Here is a 20,092-nt window from a genome sequence, read left to right as displayed (position 1 = left end):
TTACCGCCCACGAAGCCGACGGACAAGAATGCTGGCGTCCCCCCGGGACTCAAGATCCGCGAGCACAACGGCCACAGCCTCCCGCACGATCCGCCCGCGATCCACCGCAAGCCCATGCTCCCCGCGCAGCACCAGCCGAGCATGCTCAAGATCCATGAGCTCCTCGGCGGACACATACACGGTGATCTTCTCGTCGTGCCGCTCCCGCCCACTGGGCCGCCGCGCAGCGGCCCGCCCGCGCTTACGAGGCTGAGCGGCGGCGCCAGAACCTTCCTGCGCCGCCCCCTGCCGTCGCCCGGAGCGCTCGCCCCCGGCGGCACGGGTGCGGGATTCCCCGGCATCGGCGGACTCGGAGTCCGCGGCCACATGCTCGGCCCCGTCACCGTCACCGCCTTGCGCGGGCACCGCCTGCGGCGCATCCTCCGCGGTCCCGGAACCGGATCCCGAGCCGGAGGCAGCCGAATCACCCTCGCCCGCAGGAGCCGGCACCCGGGCGGCCTCACCGTTGGACTGGCCGTTGGCCTGGCGCCTGGGGCTGGAGGACTGGAGCGCCATTCCCCCTGTCGTACGGAACAGTTCGTCGGCCCCCGGCAGACTCACTCGGCGTGACACCGGGCGAGCACCTCCCTGGCGAGCTGGCGATAGGCGGCGGCACCGACGGAGTTGGAGGCGTATGTGGTGATCGGTTCACCGGCGACCGTGGTCTCCGGGAAGCGGACCGTGCGCCCGATGACCGTGTGGTAGACGTGATCGTCGAACGCCTCGACCACGCGCGCGAGCACCTCACGGCTGTGCACCGTGCGCGAGTCGTACATCGTGGCGAGGATCCCGTCGAGCTCCAGCTCGGGGTTGAGCCGCTCCTGGACCTTCTCGATGGTCTCGGTGAGCAGCGCGACACCACGCAGCGCGAAGAACTCGCACTCCAGCGGCACGATCACCTTGTGGGCGGCCGTGAGGGCGTTCACGGTGAGCAGGCCGAGCGAGGGCTGGCAGTCGATCACGATGAAGTCGTAGTCGGCCATCAGCGGCTTGAGTGCCCGCTGCAGTGTGGACTCGCGCGCGACCTCGGAGACGAGCTGAACCTCGGCGGCCGACAGGTCGATGTTGCTGGGCAGCAGGTCCATGTTCGGGACCGCGGTCTTCAGGAGGACCTCGTCGGCCGCCATGCCCCGCTCCATGAGCAGGTTGTAGACGGTGAGGTCGAGCTCCATCGGGTTGACACCGAGGCCGACCGACAGCGCGCCCTGCGGGTCGAAGTCGACCAGCAGGACTCTCCGTCCGTACTCCGCGAGCGCGGCCCCCAGGTTGATGGTCGACGTCGTCTTGCCGACGCCGCCCTTCTGGTTGCACATCGCGATGATCTTCGCGGGGCCGTGATCGGTGAGCGGGCCCGGGATCGGGAAGTACGGCAGCGGGCGCCCGGTCGGGCCGATGCGCTCGCGACGCTGGCGTGCCGCGTCGGGCGCGAGCGTGGCCGCGTACTCCGGATCGGGCTCGTACTCGGCGTCGGGGTCGTAGAAGTGCCCTTCGGGCAGGTCGTCGTAGTCGGCGAAGTGGGTGCGGTTCTCGCCACTTCCGTTGCCGGCCATGGCGTTCACGTGATGGCCATCCATGCTCTGGTGGACTGTCTGAGTCCGGTGTGGACTCTGGTGGGCTGCGAAGGTGCGCACAGCTACGGAGCCGACAGCCTCGAGCCCCGTGGGCCTCGAGCCCTGCGCAGGCATTCCTGGTTGACCACCCCCGGGAGTAAATGTCGACTCATTCACAAGTCGTCTTACCTCCTTGGTGACCAGGAAACTTCTAGATAGGTCAGCGTGGCACCATGCCGACGGTTGGCGACTCTATGGCGTGTCACCGGTCCGCAGCAACACAATCCGCCGGACCCGGCCCGATGTGTCGGCAACGGAACACCCCTCTGTCAAGGGCGTAAGGCCGTCGCACGGCAGGTTTCGCGGGTGTGCGAAACGGTCGAAGGGTTACGTTCGAGGCGAGTTGAGCGAGTCTCGCAAAGGGTCTCGACACACAGCGGCCGGACCTGGTTCCCCAAGGTCCGGCCGGATGTATGCCGTTGACGACTCGTGTTGACGTATCGCCTTTTGCCGGCGGAGAGATGAGTGCCGGCGGGTCAGCCCAGCAGGGTCTCCAGCTCTCGGTGCTCCAGTCCGTGCGCCTCGGCGACCTCGCGGTAAATGACCTTGCCGTCATGGGTGTTGAGGCCCTTGGCCAGCGCGGGATCGCGGCGCAGCGCCTCGACCCAGCCGCGGTTCGCGAGCTCCACGATGTACGGGAGCGTGGCGTTGGTGAGTGCGTACGTGGAGGTGTTGGGGACCGCTCCGGGCATGTTGGCGACGCAGTAGAAGACCGAGTTGTGGACCGGGAAGGTCGGCTCGGCGTGGGTCGTCGGTCGCGAGTCCTCGAAGCAACCGCCTTGATCAATCGCGATGTCGACAAGAACACTTCCCGGCTTCATCCGGGAGACGAGTTCGTTGGTGACCAGCTTCGGTGCCTTGGCGCCCGGGATGAGCACGGCGCCGATGACGAGGTCGGCCTCCAGGCAGGCCTTCTCGAGTTCGAAGGCGTTGGAGACGACGGTCTGGATCTTCGTGCCGAAGATCTTGTCGGCTTCCTTGAGCTTGTTGATGTCCTTGTCGAGCAGGGTCACGTGGAAGCCCATGCCGATGGCGATCTGTGCGGCGTTCCAGCCGGAGACGCCGCCGCCGATGACGACGGCCCGGCCGGCCAGCACGCCCGGGACGCCGCCGGGCAGCACTCCGCGGCCGCCGTTCGGGGCCATCAGGTGGTAGGCGCCGACCTGCGGGGCGAGCCGACCCGCGACCTCGGACATCGGGGCGAGCAGCGGCAGCGCGCGGCTGGGCAGTTCGACGGTTTCGTACGCGATGGCCGTGGTGCCGGACTCCAGGAGCGCGTCCGTGCACTCCTTGGACGCGGCCAGGTGCAGGTAGGTGAAGAGGATCTGGTCCTTGCGGAGGCGGTGGTACTCCTCGGCGATCGGCTCCTTGACCTTCAGCAGCAGGTCGGCGGAGGCCCACACCTCGTCCGCGGTGTCGAGGATCCGCGCGCCGGCGGCGACGAACTCGTCGTCCGTGATCGAGGAGCCGACACCGGCGCCCCGCTCGATGACGATCTGGTGGCCGTGGCGCACCAGCTCATGCACTCCGGCGGGGGTGATGGCCACCCGGAACTCGTTGTTCTTGACCTCGCGGGGGATGCCGACCTTCACGTCGATCACGGTCCTTGGCTCAGGGGGTTGTGGTTAACGCCTGCCCGGACGATGCCTGACATACCCGGATGCACGGGAGCACACCGGGAGACACCACGCAGGTACGCGGTGGAGCCAGTCTAATGAAGGGATTCCCCGTGTCTAGCCTTTCAATGCTTCAATCTTCTGCGGATGTACTACGGATTTCGTAGGCGTTAGCGTCGTGTTCCCTGGTGGACAGGTCCTCCGGGAGCTCGTTTCCCAGCATGCGCTCGGCCGTGCCACGGTGCAGCCGGGCCGCCACGGGGTCGCCGAGCCGGTCCAGCGTGTCGGCGAGCCGGAGCTGCAGAGCGGCCCGCAGCCGTACGTCCTCGGCGCGGCGCGCCCACTCGATCGCCTCCTGGCAGGTGCGCAGCGATTCCTCGGTCCGGCCGGCGTATTCCTGCACCCGTGCCAATTCGCTCAACGCCCTGGCCACGCCCGCCACATCACCGTTCCTGCGATGGCCGGTGACGGCCGAGCGCCAGCTGCGCAGCGCCTCGTCGTAGCGGCCCGCGTAGGTGTGCGCGGTGGCGATACGGCCGTGCAGCCTGGCCGCGTCCACGCGCTCGTCGCGCGCGAGCCGTTGCGCGAGGGCCCGCCCGTACCAGTCGGCGGCCCGGTCGTAGTCCCCCAGCTCCTGATGCGCGCCGCCTACGGATTCCATCGCGCGGCCGGTCGCATACGGGTCGTTCGCCTCCCGTCCGGCGTCGAGAGCGGCGCGATAGCGGGCGAGCGCATGGGTGGTACGGCCGTTCCGGGCGTCCAGGTCGGCGAGGTTCAGCAGTGCGGCGGCCTTCTCGCGGGGCAGCTTGCGCCGCTCGGCGACATCCAGGACGAGCTGGTGGATGCCGTACAGCTCGGGCGCCGCCGCCCGCGTACCGAAGTGCGCGACCATCGCCCGCACCAGCGCGGCCATCAGTCGGCGAGCGAGGGTGTCCAGCTCCCCGTCGGCGACCGCGAGCCGGGCCGAGGCCAGCAGCGCGGGCTGCCGGATGCGCAGCCAGTCGGCAGCCGCGCGGGGGTTCTTGAAGCGCAGGGCGCTGGGCATCCCGGCGAGCTTCTCGCGGGCGGGCGAGCTGTCGGTCTCGGTGATCGCGCGGCAGGAGGCCAGCAGCCGTACGGTCCGCTCCAGCATTCGGGCGCGGGCCAGTTGCAGCTCGGCCGGCCGGTCCTCGCTCTCGGTGAGCGAGCGCAGCAGCGGCAGCAGACAGCCGGGCACCTCGTACTGCGGCAGCGGTGACTCGACGCGCCGCAGGAGACCGAGCCCGGTGAAGTCGTCGAGGGTGGACTCGGCGGCGTCCACCGAGCAGCCGGCGAGCGCGGAGGCGGTGTGCGGGTCGGCGAGGCCCGCGGGGGCGAGCGAGAGCAGGCGGAGCATCTGTGCGCGGGCCGGGGGCAGTTCGGCGTACACGAGGTGGAAGACGCGCTCGAGTGCCGGGCCTTCGTCACCCTCCGTGCGCAACTGCTTGGCGAGGTCGGCGACGGCCGCCTTGGGCCGGCGGGCCAGCCAGCCGCCAGCGAGTACGAGCGCGGCGGGCTGGGCCGCGCAGATCTCGACGAGTCCTTCGGCGGCGCGCGGATCGACGGTGATGCGTACGGAGCCGGTGTAGCGGCCGAGGAGTTCGACGGCGGACTTGGTGTCCAGGCCGCCGAGGGTGCAGGGGCGGACGTCGGAGATCCCGGTCAGGGGGCCATCGGAGACGGCGACGACCAGGCATTCCGGGGTGTCGGGAAGGAGCGCGTCGACCTGTTCCGCGTCCGCCGCGTCGTCGAGCAGGAGCAGGGCCCGGCGGCTGGCGAGGGCCTCGCGCAGCGCCTCGACGAGGTCGTCCTCGGGGGCTCCGGGCGGGGCGGTCAGCTCGAGGGCGGCGAGCAGTTCGCGGGCGGTGCGCTCGGTGGGTACGGGCGTGCCGTCGGGTTCGGTGAGGCGGGCTCGTAGCGTGCCGTCAGGATAACTGTCCGCGACCAGCCGTACGAGTTCTTCGGCGAGCGCGGTGCGGCCGAAGCCGGGCTTGCCCGCGATGAGCAGCACGCGCGCGCGTGGCGCTTTCCGGCCCGCGATGGTGTCCAGGCCCGCACGCTCGATGTCGGCCCTGAGTTCCTTCAACTCTCTTGTGCGGCCGAGGAACTGACCCTCCGTGGGAGCAGCGGTGTCAGCTGGGCGCTGCTTCTTGGCCGACAGCTTCGTACCCTCGGTGTCCACCGCCTGATCCGTCACGGGCCACACTCCCGTCCCACCGCACGCGCAAGCCCGCCGGGACTCCGGACGGGGCATTTGTAGAGCCTAGTTCACGCTCTGCGACGATCCCGTGGGAGCACGGCGGGCACGTCCCCCGATCGGATCAGGCGATCGTCACACCGGCGACGGCACGGTGTACGCGGGCGGCCTCGCGAGCAGTCGAGGCTCACACCTCGAAGGGCCGCGCGGGCCACGGCGCCTCGGCCGGGCGCAGCGCGTCGAGACCGTCGCCGTTCTGGGCCGCGATCAGCGAAAGGACGCCTACGACAAGGCAGTTGTTGTGCAGCTCACCGGCGAGCACACCGCGGACGAGTTCCTCGACGGGGACCCGAGAGAGTTCCATATCGGCCTCTTCGTCCTCGACTTCGAAGCGCTGGCCCTCGGCCTCGGACAGATCCCGGGCGAGGAAGATCCGTACGGCCTCGTCGCAGCCGCCCGGCGTCGTGTACACGTCCGTGAGCACCCGCCAGTCCTCGGCCTTGACGTGGGCCTCTTCGTAGAGCTCGCGCTGGGCGGCGTGCAGTGGGTTCTCGCCGGGGATGTCGAGCAGGCCGGCCGGGATCTCCCACAGCTTCTGGCGTACGGGGTGCCGGTACTGGCGGATGACCAGGACGCGGCCCTGGTCGTCGAGGGCGAGGACCGCCACCGAACCGGGGTGGACCTGGTAGTCGCGGCGGACGACCGTCCCGTCGGGCATGACCACGTCGTCCGTGCGCACGGAGGTCTTGTTCCCCGTGAACGGAGTCTCGGTCGCCCTGACCTCCCACTCCTCGGCGGTGTCCTTGATGGTCATGTCGACTTGTCCTCCCACGTACACAGAAAAACCGGGGCACGCGCCGCAAAGGACCCGCACCCCGGCAACCGTACAACCTCGTGCTACTTACCCGTCTTGCCCGTCTTGCGCTCCACAGCGGCCTTCACCAGGCCCGCGAACAGCGGATGCGGACGCGTGGGGCGCGAGCGCAACTCGGGGTGCGCCTGGGTCGCGACCAAGTAAGGGTGGACGTCGCGCGGGTACTCCAGGTACTCCACGAGCTTGCCGTCCGGGGACGTGCCGGAGAACAGCAGACCGGCCTTCTTCTCCAGCTCGGCGCGGTAGGAGTTGTTCACCTCGTAGCGGTGACGGTGACGCTCCTCGACGTACTCCTTGCCGCCGTACACCTCGCGTACGACCGAGCCCTCGGCGAGCTTGGCCGGGTACATGCCCAGCCGCATCGTGCCGCCCATGTCGCCCTCGCCGGCGACGATGTCGAGCTGCTCGGCCATGGTGGAGATGACGGGGTGGCCGGTGGCGGCGTCGAACTCCGTGGAATTGGCGTCCGCGATGTCGGCGAGATTGCGCGCGGCCTCGATCACGATGCACTGCAGACCGAGACACAGGCCGAGCAGCGGGATCTTGTTCTCGCGGGCGTACTGGATGGCGCCGACCTTGCCGGAGACGCCGCGGTCGCCGAAGCCACCGGGGATGCAGATCGCGTCGACGTCGGCGAGCTGCTGGGCCGCACCCGCCGGGGTCTTGCAGTCGTCCGAGGTGACCCACTTGATCTTCACGCGCGCCTTGTTGGCGAACCCGCCCGCGCGCAGCGCCTCGGTGACCGAAAGGTACGCGTCGGGCAGGTCGATGTACTTGCCGACGAGCGCGAGGTTGATCTCGTGCTGCGGATTGTGGACCCGGTCGAGCAGGTCGTCCCAGATCGTCCAGTCCACGTCACGGAAGGCGAGGTCCAGCTTGCGTACGACGTAGGCGTCCAGGCCCTCGGTGTGCAGGACCTTCGGGATGTCGTAGATCGACTTGGCGTCGATGGCCGCGACCACGGCCGCCTCGTCCACGTCGCACATCAACGAGATCTTGCGCTTGATCGCCGTGGGCACATCGCGGTCGGCGCGCAGCACGATCGCATCTGGCTGAATACCGATGTTGCGCAGAGCCGCAACCGAATGCTGCGTCGGCTTCGTCTTCAACTCTCCCGACGGTCCGATGTAGGGAAGGAGCGAGATGTGGACGACGAACACATTGTCGCGGCCGACCTCGTGACGGACCTGACGGACGGTCTCCAGGAACGGCAGCGACTCGATGTCGCCGACCGTGCCGCCGACCTCCGTGATCACCACGTCCACGTCGTCCGTGGCCATGCGCCGGATGCGGTGCTTGATCTCGTTGGTGATGTGCGGGATGACCTGCACGGTGTCGCCGAGGTACTCGCCGCGCCGCTCCTTGGCGATGACCGTGGAGTACACCTGGCCGGTGGTGATGTTGGCGGAGCCGTCCAGGTCCACGTCGAGGAAGCGCTCGTAGTGACCGATGTCCAGGTCCGTCTCGGCGCCGTCGTTGGTGACGAACACCTCACCGTGCTGGAAAGGGTTCATGGTGCCCGGGTCGACGTTCAGATACGGGTCGAGCTTCTGCATCGTGACCCGCAGACCCCGTGCCTTGAGCAGTGCGCCCAGGCTGGACGCGGTCAGGCCCTTGCCGAGGGAGGAGGCGACGCCCCCGGTGACGAAGATGTGCTTGGTCGTCGAGGATTTGGAGGGCATGGCCAAGACGGGGCTCCCGTGGTCGCGGTTCGGAGTGCGGGCCGGCTGCCTGACCCGGGCGTTTCGGGAGGTGCCGTCGCTGCGGTTCGGGGGACCCCTCGCGTCGGTTTCTGCTTCGGGGGCGCCCACCGGTCCACGGGCTACCAGGGTATCAGCGCCTGGAGGAGGCCGCTTCCGGCCACGCTCCGCACACGGACCGACACGAGGCACAGTCGTGTGCACTCTTCCCACTCATCCGGCGCAATCGCTTTCCAGGGAGGGGCGCGCGGATCACCATCGTGCGTCGTATCCTGCTCGGACGATCGCTGCCGAGCCGGGCCGAACAACGGCACCACCCCGCCCGTATTCTCCGGACACAGAGCTCGTCAGTTCGTTTCGCACCAACAATCACTGCGACCATTGACGTCATGGCAAGACGTTGTATTGACCCGTTCCCTTGACCGCAAAGAGCAACCGCCCCTCGGGGGGCGACGTGGCCGTTCGACTGGAGATGCACGTGGCCGGGCGCATCGAGGACTACGCACTTATCGGAGACATGCAGACCGCAGCATTGGTCTGCCGGGACGGCACGGTGGACTGGCTGTGCCTTCCCCGCTTCGACTCCCATGCCGTCTTCGCCGGACTGCTCGGCACCGAGGAGCACGGCTTCTGGCGTCTTGGCCCAGCCCATTCGGCGGACGCCGAGCCGCCCAGAGCGGCCCGCCGCACCTATCGCGGCGACTCTCTGGTCCTCGAATCGGAGTGGGATACGCCACGTGGCACGGTCCGTGTGACCGATTTCATGCCCCCGCGTGACGGCGCACCCCAGCTGGTGCGGATCGTCGAAGGCGTCTCGGGCCGGGTGCCGATGCGCTCGGCGCTGCGGATGCGTTTCTCGTACGGCCGTGTGGTGCCCTGGGTGCACAAGCACGAGGGGCGGACGGTGGCCGTCGCCGGGCCCGACTCCGTGTGGTTCGACACGACGGCCGAGACCTACGGCAAGTCGCTGACCACGTACGCGGACTTCACGGTGGCGCCGGGTGACCGGATCGCGTTCACCATCTCCTGGCAGCCCTCGCACAAGGAGCCGCCCGCGCTGCCCGAGCCGGAGCAGGCCCTGGAGGCCACCGAGGAGTTCTGGCGCGAGTGGGTCGAGCAGTGCACGTATCACGGGCCCTACCGCGAGGCCGTGGTCCGCTCGCTGATCACCCTGAAGGCGCTGACGTACGCGCCGACCGGCGGCATCGTCGCCGCGCCCACCACCTCGCTCCCGGAGGAGATCGGCGGTGTCCGCAACTGGGACTACCGCTACACCTGGCTGCGCGACGCGGCCATCACCCTCTCCTCGCTGCTGCGCACCGGCTACCGCGAGGAGGCGCGCGCCTGGCGCGAGTGGCTGCTGCGCGCGGTCGCGGGCGACCCGGAGAGCCTGCAGATCATGTACGGCATCGCCGGCGAGCGTGAGCTGGGCGAGGCGGAGCTCGACTGGCTGCCCGGCTACGAGAACTCCGCGCCCGTACGCGTCGGGAACGGCGCCGCACACCAGCTCCAGCTGGACGTCTACGGCGAGGTCACCGAGGCCCTGCACCTGGCGCACATGACGGGCCTGGCCCGTAACGACTACGCGTCCCTGCTGCAGCTCAAGCTGATCCGCTACCTGGAGAACCACTGGGACGAGCCGGACGAGGGCATCTGGGAGGTCCGCGGTCCGCGGCGGCACTTCGTGCACTCCAAGGTGATGGCCTGGGTCGCGGTCGACCGCACCATCAAGCTCATCGAGTCCGGCGACGCGGACGGTCCGCTGGAGAAGTGGCGCGAGCTGCGCGACGACATCCACCGCGATGTGTGTGAGAAGGGTTACGACAAGGAGCGCAACACCTTCACCCAGTCGTACGGCTCCAAGGAGCTGGACGCCTCGCTGCTGCTGATCCCGCAGATGGGCTTCCTGCCGCCGGACGACAAGCGGGTGATCGGCACGATCGAGGCCATCCAGCGGGAGCTGTCGACCACGGACGGCTTCATCCTGCGCTACCCCACCGCCGGTGAGGACGCGGGCGTGGACGGCCTGGAGGGTGACGAGGGCGCGTTCCTCGCCTGCTCGTTCTGGATGGCGGACGACCTGGCGATGATCGGCCGCGTGGACGAGGCCCGCAAGCTCTTCGAGAAGCTGCTCGCCCTGCGCAACGACCTCGGCCTGCTGGCCGAGGAGTGGGACCCGCGCCTGAAGCGCCAGGTCGGGAACTTCCCGCAGGCGTTCAGCCACGTGCCCTTGATCGACACGGCACTGCGGTTGACGGCTTCGGGGGCGTACGGCGGCTGACGAGCGACTGACGAGCGACTGCTGACAAGCCGCCGCCCGGCTACGGCACGGGCGGCGGCTTCGTCAATTCGTCGTAGATGCTGAGAACTTGAGCGACGGTCTCGTCCTCGGTCGGCCAGGATGCGGCCTGCCGCGTGCCCTTGTCCTTGAGGGCCGCACGCCATTCCGGATCCGCGAGCAGGCGTACGACGGCGTCGGCGAGGGCTTCCGCGTCTCCATGCGGTACGAGTTCGGCGGCGTCCCCGACCAGTTCGGGGACCCCTTCCATATCGGCGGCGACGAGCGGCACGCGCGCGTGGAGGGCTTCCTGGGCGAGCACGGAGCGCGCTTCCCCGCCGCCGGGCAGCAGAGCGAGATCGGCTGCGGCGAGCAGCTCGCCGACGTCGTCACGCCGCCCTACGAGTCGTACCGGCAGCCCTTCGTTCTCGATACGCCCCTGCAGTTCGGCGCGCAGCGGCCCCTCGCCGGCGATCACGAGCAGCGGTACGGGATCCAGCCGCCGCCAGGTGCGCGTGGCGTCCAGCAGCGTGTCGTACCCCCGGTGCCGCTCGAGCGAGCCGACAGCCATCAGCAACGGCCGGTCCGTCGCGCCCAGTTCGGCCCGCGCCTTGGGACGCAGCCGTTCAAGCTCCTCGTCCGCGAAGGCGGGCCGCCGCACCTGAGGCAGCGCGACCGCGGCGAGCCGGGCATCACGCGCCCCATTGCGCCGGGCCCGCTCGACCAGGTCGGACGAGGCCCCGAGGACCACCGAGGCGGCCTTGGCGACCCGACGCTCCAGCAGCCGCAGCAGATGCCCCCGCGCCCCGTCGGCGTGCGAGCGGCTGTGCCAGGTCACGACGAACGGAACCCGCAGCCCACTGAGCGCCATGGCCGCCCTCATCCCGGCATGCAGACCGTGTGCGTGGACGAGATCGGCGTCGGCGCAGGCCGCCCGCAGCACGGCCACGGAAGCCGGGTCGCTGCGCCGCGGCACGTGCACATGCCGGGCCCCGGCACCGCTGAAGTCGTACGTCTGCTCCGCGGCGGCCGGCGTACACACCGTGACCCGCACGCCCCGCGCCACGAGCCCGGACGCCAGCGACCGCACATGCGCACTGCTGCCGGCGCTGCCGCCGCCGAGCACCTGCACGGTACGCAGCGCCGATCGGCCATGCGACAACTGGCTGCTCACGGGGGTGCTCACGTGGCCGGGGCTCCTGGTTCAGCGACGGGCGGTCACGAAGAAAGTACAGAGGAAGTACTGAGATGACGCACAAGGGACGCGACGTTGGGGTGTACGGCGCGTTCGCCTACACCTAAGGATGCCAGGACATACGGGAGTTCCGGACCACGGTGGGGCGCTGGGGGACAGATCGGCCCGCGGAGCGGCAGCCGCCGTCCTCGTCCTAACCGTCCCCCCGAGCCGTGGCCAGCAGTTCCTCCGCGTGAGCGCGGGCCGTTTCCGAGTCCTCCTGGCCCGCCAGCATGCGAGACAGCTCACGGACGCGGTCCTCGCCCTCCAGGGCCTTCACTCCGGAGCGGGTGACCGAGCCGTCGTTGGTCTTCTCGACGAGGAGCTGCCGGTCGGCGAAGGCGGCGACCTGGGGCAGGTGGGTGACGACGACGACCTGTGCGGTCTTGGCGAGGCGGGCGAGCCGACGCCCGATCTCGACCGCGGCCTTGCCGCCGACGCCCGCGTCCACCTCGTCGAAGAGGTACGTCGGCACCGGATCCGTACCCGCGAACACGACCTCCACCGCGAGCATCACGCGCGACAGCTCACCACCGGACGCGCCCTTGGCGATCGGCCGCGGCGGCGCCCCGGGATGCGGCGCGAGCAGCAACTCGATCTCGTCGACACCGGCAGGCCCGTACGCGACCGGACGACCGCCCACCTCCACGCCGTCCGGGTCCTCCGTCTGCCGGATCGCGAACGACACTCGCGCGTGTGGCATGGCGAGCGAGGCGAGCTCGGCGGTCACGGCGGCGGCGAACCGCTCGGCGGCCTCCGTGCGAGCGTCCGTCAACGCCTGTGCCAAGCCGCCCAATTCGGCCCGCAAAGCGTCCCGCTCGGCCGTCAGCTCACCGATCCGGTCGTCGTCGCCGTCCAACTCCAGGAGCCGCGCGGCTCCTTGCTCGGCCCAGGACAGTACGGCAACCACGTCCTCGCCGTACTTGCGTGTCAGCGCGGTGAGCGCGGCCCGTCGCTCCTCGACCGCCGCGAGCCGCAGCGGATCGGCGTCCAGGTCGTCGGCGTACCCCGCCAACTCCCCCGCCACATCGCCCAGCAGAATCCCGATCTCCCCGATCCGGTCGGCGAGCGCGGCCAGCGCGGAGTCATGGGACCGTACGGCCTCCAGTGCCCGGTGCGCGCCCGCGACGAGTGTCGTGGCGTCGATGCCCTCGGGGTCCTCGGGATTGCCCGCCAGCGCCGCGTGCGCCGCCGTGGCCGCGGACGCGAGCGCCTCCGCGTGCCCCAGCCGCTCCGCCTCGGCCGCCAGCTCCACGTCCTCGCCCGCCCGCGGCTCGACCGCCGCGATCTCGTCGAGCCCGAAGCGCAGCATGTCGGCTTCCTGGGCACGTTCCCGCGCGCGCGTGGTGATCTCGTCCAGCTCGGCCGAGATGGCACGCAGCCGACGGTAGGCGCTGGCGTACTTGGCGAGCGGCACGGCGACCGCGTCCCCCGCGTACCGGTCGAGCGCCTGCCGCTGCCGGGACTGCTTGAGCAGCCCCTGCTGATCGCTCTGCCCATGCACGGCCACCAGCTCGTCGGCGAGCTCGGCCAGCACTCCCACAGGCACAGAACGCCCGCCCAGATGCGCCCGGGAGCGCCCTTCGGCAGACACGGTACGGCTGATCAACAGCGCCCCGTCGTCGAGCTCGGCCCCCGCCTCCTCGGCCCGTACGACAGCCGAGGCCCCGTCGGGAACGGCGATCCGCCCCTCCACGACAGCGTTCTTGGCCCCGATCCGCACAAGCCCCGCATCCGCACGCCCGCCGAGCAACAGCCCAAGGCTCGTGACCACCATGGTCTTGCCCGCCCCGGTCTCCCCGGTAACGGCAGTAAAGCCGGGCGACAACTCGACAACGGCGTCATCGATGACTCCGAGCGACCGTATCCGCATCTCCTCCAGCACGGACACGACCATACGAGGTTTCCCTGGTCCGGTGCGACGCCCCCTGGCTTCGTTACCCGAAGGAGCGTGTGTGTGGCCCCGTAAGGAGCGTGAGGTCTGGCCCGTAAGGGGCCGGGGGGACTGCGCCCCGTTAGGGGCGCGGGGCCGTGACATTTGCGGCTCCGCCGCGGGGCGCGACAAGCCACAACACACACCCCACGTACCCACCCACCCGCGGTAGCGCTTTAGGGGCGCGGGGAACTGCGCGACAAGCCACAACGCACCCGCACCCGCACCCGCAGCCGCGACACGACACGTCACCCCACCCCGGTAGGCACCCCACCCACCCGCGGAAGGCTCCCCACCCATCCCACGAACCCACTCACCCGCGGTAGGCGCCCACCCGCCGGAGGCAGAGGGCCTGGGGGCGCAGCCCCCAGTTTCGGGAAGGGGTGGGGCTGGGGAACAAAAACCCTAGTGCGGAGCCCCCCGCCAACCCGCCACAGGCAACGCGAACTTGGCCACAAGCCGATCAGTGAACGAAGCGTGATGCAGCCGAGCCAGCCGCACCGGCACAGCCCCCCGCCGAACCTCCACCCGAGCCCCCTCCGGCAACTCAATAGTCCGCCGCCCATCGCACCACAAAACGCCATGCGGAGTGTGAGGCTGAACCTCCACAGCAAGCACAGAATCCGGCGAAGTAACCAACGGCTTGGCAAACAGCGCATGCGCACTGATAGGCACCATCAACAGCGCCTCAACCTCCGGCCACACCACAGGCCCCCCGGCAGAAAACGCATAAGCCGTAGACCCGGTAGGAGTAGCGCAGACGATGCCGTCACACCCAAACCCGGTAACAGGCCGCCCATCAATCTCCAGCACAACCTCAAGCAACCGCTCAGCGGAAACCTTCTGAACGGCGGCCTCGTTCAACGCCCAGTCGGTATGCACGACATCCCCGTTGCTGTGCACGACGACATCGACGGTCATCCGCTCCTCGACCTCGTACGCCCGAGTCACCACCCGATCGACAACCTTGTCAAGATCGTCACGCTCGGCCTCGGCGAGGAACCCAACCCGACCCAGATTGACGCCAAGCATCGGCACCCCCGAGGCACGCGCGAACTCCGCACCACGCAGCAACGTCCCGTCACCGCCCAGCACAATCAGCAGCTCACACCCGTCGAGGCACTCGGGAGTCGCCTCCTTGACGAGTTCCACCGCCGACGGCAGCGGCAGATCGGCGGCCTCGGCCGCCAGCACCCGCACCCCGAGCCCGGAGCGCAACAGCCCCTGGACGACGAGTTCGGCACTGCGGATGGCCGCGGGCCTCCCGGTGTGGGCCAGCAGAAAAACGGTACGAACTCGGGTATCGGTCAACGCGGCCCCTCCGCCACTGCACGGTCTACGTCAGCCGGATCCAGTTCGGGTGCACCGGCTCGCAGCCACAGAAAGTACTCGACGTTCCCAGAGGGCCCGGGCAGCGGGCTGGCGGTGACGCCCTTCACCCCGAGCCCCAGCCCCCACGCGTGCCGGGCAACCCCGCGCACGGCCTCCGCCCGCAGTTCGGGGCTGCGTACGACACCGCCGCTCCCCAGCCGCTCCTTGCCCACCTCGAACTGCGGCTTGACCATCATCACCAGATCGGCATCGGGCGCCGCGCACCGCACGAGGGCGGGCAGCACCAGTCCGAGCGGGATGAAGGACAAGTCACCGACAAAAAGATCCACCGGCTCCCCATCGATCGCCTCCAACGTCAACTCGCGTACGTTCTTACGGTCCTTGACGGTGACCCGTTCATCGCTTTGGAGTGACCATGCCAGCTGGCCGTAGCCGACATCGACGGCGACGACGTGGGCGGCTCCGGCACGCAGCAGTACGTCGGTGAATCCGCCGGTCGAGGCACCGGCGTCCAGCGCCCGCCGCCCCTCGATCTTCAGGCCGAGCGGCACGAAGACCTTCAGCGCACCCGCCAGCTTGTGGCCGCCGCGCGAGACGTAGTCGGGGTCGCTGGCGTCCCGGGCGACCACGATCGCGGCGGCGGTCTCCACCTGGGTGGCGGGCTTCGTCGCGAGGGTCTTGCCGACGGTGACCCGCCCGGCGGCGATCAGCTGCCCGGCATGCTCCCGCGACCGCGCAAGCTTCCGCCGAACCAGCTCGGCATCAAGCCGGCGTCGCACCACTCCTGCCACGTTCGGTTCAGCTCCTGTTGTTCATGCCGTACGAAGAGGGCGGCCCCGGAGGCCCCTGGGGCCCCGGCCGGGCATCAAGCGCGGTAAGGGCGTCACGCAGCCCCCGATGCACATCCTCGTACACCTCGATATGCCCATCCGCAGCGAGGTGGTCGACATCACCCAGCCGCTCAAGCTGAGCGTCCACGTCGGCATTCCCGGTGGGAGCACGCGGCACGTTCAGCGGGGCGGGGGCGGCGGGCTCGTACGCGGCTACGGCCACCGCTCCGGCTTCGAACCGAGCCGCAGACCCGACCACCGGCCCAGCGTCCATCCCGGCCCCAGATCCGGCCTCCGCACCGACATCGCCCCCGGCCCCAGATCCGGCCTCCTGGCCCACCCCGAATCGGGCCACCGGTCCGGCGCCGAGCCGAGCCCCAAATCCGGCCTCCTGGCCCACCCCGAATCGGGCCACCGGTCCGGCGCCGAGCCGAGCCCCAGATCCGGCGACCGGCCCAGCGTCCATCCCGGCCCCAGATCCGGCCCGCGCACCGGCGTCGAGCCGGACTTCGGATCCCGCCCCGGATCCGGCCACCGGGCCGACGTCAGCTCCGGCCCCAGACCAGGTCTCCGCCCCGGAGCCGAGCCGGACATCGGACCCTCCCTCGGGTCCGGCCTCGGACCCGATCTCCCGGCCGGCCCAGGATCCGGCCACCGGTCCGGCGTCAAGCCGGGCATCGGTTCCGGCCACCGGCCCAGCGCCAAGCTGGGCCCCAGACCCGGCCTCCGCACCAGGGCCGAGCCGGACCTCGGCCCCGGCCTCGGGTCCGACCTCGGACGCGATCTCAGGGCCGGCCCCGGCCCCGGCTTCGCCTTCGGCCCCCGGTTCGGCAGGAAGCTCCCAGTCGTTCATGCCCCGACGCTACCGCGAAGCGCTGCGGTACCGTCGTCCGCGATGGCCACGATTGAGGAGTGCCGCAGCGCACTCGAGAAACTCTCGGACAACATGGCGGGCGCGGACGGCGACGTACGCGCTGCCGCTGCCCTGGACCGCTCGCTGAGCTGTCGTATCACCGACCTCGACGTCACCTTCGTCGGCCGCCTCACGGACGGCCGCATCGAGGTGCTCGACACGGTGCAGGGCCCTCCATCCGAAAAGGCCCAGATCCGGCTCACCATGACCGGCGACGACCTGGTCGCCATGGTGAACGGCCAGCTGAACTTCGCGAAGGCCTGGGGCGCGGGCCGGGTCAAGCTCGAAGCGGGCCTGCGCGACCTGCTCCGGCTCAGAAAGCTGCTCTGACCCGTCACCCGGTTCAGGATCTTCAGGAACCCTTCGCAACGCTGACAGCAGCGGACACACGCGCCTTACGGGCCGCCGGCACCACCAGCGGCGTACCCGTCTCCGGGTCGTCGATGACCTGGCAGCGCAGCCCGAAGACCTCCTCGACCAGCTCGGCGGTGACGATGTCGGACGGCGCGCCCTGCGCAATGATCGAGCCCTCTCGCAGGGCGATCAGATGCGTCGCGTACCGGGCCGCGTGGTTGAGATCGTGCAGCACGGCGACCAGGGTCCGGCCCTGCTCCTCGTGAAGTTCGGCACACAGGTCGAGTACGTCGATCTGGTGCTGGATGTCGAGAAAGGTGGTCGGCTCGTCGAGCAGCAGCAGCGGGGTCTGCTGGGCGAGTGCCATGGCGATCCAGACGCGCTGGCGCTGGCCGCCGGAGAGTTCGTCGACATAGCGGTCGGCGAGTTCTGCGACTCCGGTCGAGGCCATCGACTCCCGTACGACCCGCTCGTCCTCCGAGGACCACTGCCGCAGCAGCCCCTGGTGCGGGTAACGCCCGCGGCCCACCAGGTCGCCGACGGTGATCCCGTCGGGCGCGATCGACGACTGCGGCAGCAGCCCGAGCGTCCGGGCCACCTTCTTCGCGGGCATCGACTGAATGACCTGCCCGTCGAGCAGCACCCGTCCCTGGCTGGGCTTCAGCATCCGCGACAGGGCGCGCAGCAGCGTCGACTTGCCGCAGGCGTTCGGGCCGACGATCACCGTGAAGGAGTTGTCGGGTATCTCGACCGACAACTGCTCGGCGATGACCCGCTGGTCATAGGCGAGGGTGACGCTCTCGGCGGACAGGCGGTTCGTGGACGGGCCGTTCGCGGACGGGCGCTTCACAGTGCCAGTGCTCCTTCGGGTGTTCGCGTGCGGCCCGCCATCGGCGCCCGTACTCGTCTTGCTCGTCGTGCCGTCGGTGTTCTTATTGCCGTCGGCGTTCATATCCGGCCCGCCTTGCGCTCGGTGACGAGGAGCCACAGCAGATAGACACCGCCGAGCACTCCGGTCACCACCCCGACGGGCAACTGGTCGGCGCCGAAGGCCCGCTGCGAGGCCCAGTCCGCGACGACCAGCAGCGTGGCGCCCATGCACATCGCGGGCATCAGGTTCGGCCCCGGCGCGCGGGTGAGGCGCCGGGCGAGCTGCGGCGCGGTGAGCGCGACGAAGGCGACCGGGCCCGCGGCGGCGGTGGCGGCCGCGGTGAGCAGCACGGCCGCCAGCATCAGCAGCATCCGCGTCCGCTCGACCCGCACCCCGAGTGCGTACGCTACGTCGTCGCCCATCTCCAGCATGTACAGCCCACGCGCGTTGCCGAGGACGAGGGGTACGAGGACGGCCCACAGCCCGAGCAGCGGCCAGACCTGCTCCCAGTCACGGCCGTTGAGTGAGCCCGTCATCCACACGACCGCACGGGCCGCGTCCACGATGTCGGCCTTGGTGAGCAGATAGCCGTTGACTGCCACGGCCATCGCGGAGACGCCGATACCCACCAGGACCAGTCGATAGCCGTGCACACCCCGCTTCCAGGCGAGCACATAGATGGCGAGTCCGGTCACCAGACCGCCGAAGAGCGCCCCGAGGGTGACCTCGGCCGCACTCCCCGAGAACAGCACGATCATGGTGAGGGCGCCCGCCGTCGAGCCCTGCGCGAGACCGAGCACGTCCGGACTGCTCAGCGGATTGCGGGAGATGGCCTGGAAGAGGGCGCCGCCGAGCCCGAGCGAGGCCCCCACCAGGAGGCCGACGAGAACCCGCGGTAGCCGCAGCTCGTTGACGATGAACTCCTGCCCCGCATCGCCGTTGCCGAACAGCGTCTTGAGCACGTCGCCGGCCGGGATCGGGAAGTCGCCCGTGCCGATGAGGACGACGCTCGCGGTGAGCGCGGCCACCAGCAGCAGGACGACAACGGTGAGCGAGCGGACGTCGATACGGACGGACAGCCCGGTGCGGGTACGAACGGGACGGGCGCGGAACGGCCGGGCGGAACCGGCCTGCTTGGTCAGGACCTTCACAGCTGAGCCGTCCTCCGCCGTCGTACGAGAAAGATGAAGACCGGGCCGCCGAGGATCGCGGTGACGATGCCGACCTGGAGCTCGGCGGGCCGCGCGACCATCCGGCCGATCACATCGGCGCCGAGCAGCAGCACCGGCGAGAGCACGGTGGCGTACGGCAGGATCCAGCGCATGTCGGGCCCGGTGAAGGACCGTACGACGTGCGGGACCATCAGCCCGACGAACACGATCGGCCCACAGGCGGCCGTCGCGGCCCCGCAGAGCAGGGTCGCCGCCGCCATGGACAGCGCGCGGGTACGGTCGAGATGCGCGCCGAGCGCACGTGCGGTGTCGTCGCCCATGGCCATGGCGTTCAGCGGCCGCGCGAGGGCCAGCGCCAGAACCATGCCGATCGCGAGGAACGGCAGCACCTGCTCGATGGTCCGGTCGTTGGCCGAGGACAGCGAACCGACCGTCCAGAAGCGCATCTTGGCGAGCGCCGCCTGGTCCATGATCATCACGGCTTGCAGATAGCCATAGAGCGCGGCGCTGAGCGCGGTGCCCGCGAGCGCGAGCCGCACCGGCGTCGCACCCCGGCTGCCGCCGAGTGCGTACACCAGGACCCCGACCACGGCCGCACCCCCGAAGGCGAACCACACATAGCCGCTCAGCGAGGTGACGCCGAAGTAGGTGATGGCCGTGACGACCGCCGCGGACGCGCCCGCGTTGATGCCGAGCAGTCCGGGGTCGGCCAGCGGATTGCGGGTGAGCGCCTGGAGGACGGCCCCGGCGAGGCCGAGCCCGGCGCCGACGAGCAGCCCGAGGACGGTACGCGACAGCCGCTCGCTCACCACGACGTCGCCGTACGTGCCCGAGTCGTCGAACAGGCCGTGCCAGACCTGACTCAGCGACAGATCCTTCGCGCCGATCGCGATACTCGCCAGCGCGATGAGCACCAGCACGGCCACGGACACGAGGAGCCCGGCGGCCCGTATCGCCCGGCGTTTCGGGGGCGCGGGGGCGGTCTCCGCGTTCGGTTCTGGGGGACTGTCGACCAACACGCAGTTAGGTTAGCCTACCCTCCCCACGTGGCTCGATTCGTGCGCCTGCGGGACTCCGTCGGTCCTGCGGACCTGCGCGCCCGGCCGGTCCCGGAGCCCTGG

Annotated in this window: 16 protein-coding genes; 2 read left to right on the top strand and 14 right to left on the bottom strand. The window is 70.1% G+C overall.

The genetic code is table 11. From position 1 onward, the window contains the following. The 6 genes from OHT21_RS37075 to OHT21_RS37050 form a co-directional block, all read right to left on the bottom strand. On the bottom strand, positions 1-612 hold the full coding sequence (locus OHT21_RS37075; RefSeq protein WP_328772637.1) for a hypothetical protein: 612 nt from the start codon (positions 610-612) through the stop codon (positions 1-3). Continuing rightward, a complete protein-coding gene (locus OHT21_RS37070) occupies positions 597-1,724 on the bottom strand; it encodes a ParA family protein (RefSeq protein ID WP_328772636.1) in 1,128 nt (375 codons plus the stop codon). Before OHT21_RS37070 ends, OHT21_RS37075 begins: the two co-directional genes overlap by 16 nt. A 401-nt stretch (positions 1,725-2,125) precedes the next feature. Next, positions 2,126-3,250 carry an alanine dehydrogenase gene (gene ald / locus OHT21_RS37065; RefSeq protein ID WP_328772635.1) on the bottom strand — a complete coding sequence of 375 codons (1,125 nt, stop codon included), beginning with the start codon at positions 3,248-3,250 and terminating at the stop codon, positions 2,126-2,128. A gap of 148 nt (positions 3,251-3,398) precedes the next feature. Continuing rightward, positions 3,399-5,480, bottom strand: a complete 2,082-nt coding sequence (locus OHT21_RS37060) for a tetratricopeptide repeat protein (protein WP_328772634.1) — start codon at positions 5,478-5,480, stop codon at positions 3,399-3,401. A gap of 187 nt (positions 5,481-5,667) precedes the next feature. Next, positions 5,668-6,294 carry an NUDIX hydrolase gene (locus OHT21_RS37055; RefSeq protein WP_328772633.1) on the bottom strand — a complete coding sequence of 209 codons (627 nt, stop codon included), beginning with the start codon at positions 6,292-6,294 and terminating at the stop codon, positions 5,668-5,670. Between the two features lie 83 nt (positions 6,295-6,377). Continuing rightward, the gene (locus OHT21_RS37050) at positions 6,378-8,036 is read right to left on the bottom strand and encodes a CTP synthase (protein ID WP_328772632.1); all 1,659 of its coding nucleotides are present in this window, start codon (positions 8,034-8,036) and stop codon (positions 6,378-6,380) included. 490 nt (positions 8,037-8,526) lie between these two features. Here OHT21_RS37050 and OHT21_RS37045 point away from each other — a divergent pair, with 490 nt between their 5' ends. Continuing rightward, a complete protein-coding gene (locus tag OHT21_RS37045) occupies positions 8,527-10,335 on the top strand; it encodes a glycoside hydrolase family 15 protein (RefSeq protein ID WP_328774364.1) in 1,809 nt (602 codons plus the stop codon). A gap of 40 nt (positions 10,336-10,375) precedes the next feature. Here the strand turns inward: OHT21_RS37045 and OHT21_RS37040 are convergent, their stop codons facing one another. From OHT21_RS37040 to OHT21_RS37020, 5 genes are all read right to left on the bottom strand, one after another. Continuing rightward, the gene (locus OHT21_RS37040) at positions 10,376-11,518 is read right to left on the bottom strand and encodes a glycosyltransferase family 4 protein (RefSeq protein ID WP_328772631.1); all 1,143 of its coding nucleotides are present in this window, start codon (positions 11,516-11,518) and stop codon (positions 10,376-10,378) included. 202 nt (positions 11,519-11,720) lie between these two features. Then, positions 11,721-13,463: a DNA repair protein RecN gene (gene recN / locus OHT21_RS37035; protein WP_328772630.1), complete on the bottom strand. Its 1,743-nt coding sequence runs from the start codon at positions 13,461-13,463 to the stop codon at positions 11,721-11,723. Positions 13,464-13,904: 441 nt separating this feature from the next. Further along, positions 13,905-14,810 carry an NAD kinase gene (locus OHT21_RS37030; RefSeq protein ID WP_328772629.1) on the bottom strand — a complete coding sequence of 302 codons (906 nt, stop codon included), beginning with the start codon at positions 14,808-14,810 and terminating at the stop codon, positions 13,905-13,907. After that, positions 14,807-15,622, bottom strand: a complete 816-nt coding sequence (locus tag OHT21_RS37025; RefSeq protein WP_328772628.1) for a TlyA family RNA methyltransferase — start codon at positions 15,620-15,622, stop codon at positions 14,807-14,809. The genes OHT21_RS37030 and OHT21_RS37025 overlap by 4 nt, the downstream gene beginning before the upstream one ends. Before the next feature lie 7 nt (positions 15,623-15,629). Beyond that, positions 15,630-15,935 carry a hypothetical protein gene (locus tag OHT21_RS37020; protein WP_443050690.1) on the bottom strand — a complete coding sequence of 102 codons (306 nt, stop codon included), beginning with the start codon at positions 15,933-15,935 and terminating at the stop codon, positions 15,630-15,632. 621 nt (positions 15,936-16,556) lie between these two features. Between OHT21_RS37020 and OHT21_RS37015 the strand changes: the two genes are divergently transcribed. Then, positions 16,557-16,904, top strand: a complete 348-nt coding sequence (locus OHT21_RS37015; protein WP_328772627.1) for an SCP2 sterol-binding domain-containing protein — start codon at positions 16,557-16,559, stop codon at positions 16,902-16,904. A gap of 22 nt (positions 16,905-16,926) precedes the next feature. Here OHT21_RS37015 and OHT21_RS37010 read toward each other — a convergent pair whose 3' ends face one another. The 3 genes from OHT21_RS37010 to OHT21_RS37000 are packed head-to-tail and all read right to left on the bottom strand — an operon-like array spanning position 16,927 to position 19,990. Beyond that, positions 16,927-17,880 carry an ABC transporter ATP-binding protein gene (locus tag OHT21_RS37010; protein ID WP_443050513.1) on the bottom strand — a complete coding sequence of 318 codons (954 nt, stop codon included), beginning with the start codon at positions 17,878-17,880 and terminating at the stop codon, positions 16,927-16,929. Then, entirely contained in the window at positions 17,877-18,950 is a 1,074-nt protein-coding gene (locus tag OHT21_RS37005) for a FecCD family ABC transporter permease (RefSeq protein WP_443050512.1), read from the bottom strand. Before OHT21_RS37005 ends, OHT21_RS37010 begins: the two co-directional genes overlap by 4 nt. Further along, complete coding sequence (locus OHT21_RS37000; protein WP_328772625.1) at positions 18,947-19,990, bottom strand: FecCD family ABC transporter permease; 1,044 nt, start codon at positions 19,988-19,990, stop codon at positions 18,947-18,949. Before OHT21_RS37000 ends, OHT21_RS37005 begins: the two co-directional genes overlap by 4 nt. Positions 19,991-20,092: the final 102 nt, after the last annotated feature.

Origin of the sequence: Streptomyces sp. NBC_00286 (assembly GCF_036173125.1) — a bacterium.
Lineage (GTDB): Bacteria > Actinomycetota > Actinomycetes > Streptomycetales > Streptomycetaceae > Streptomyces.
Note: the sequence above shows the minus strand (reverse complement) of the source record. Positions and strands in the feature narration are given on the sequence as shown.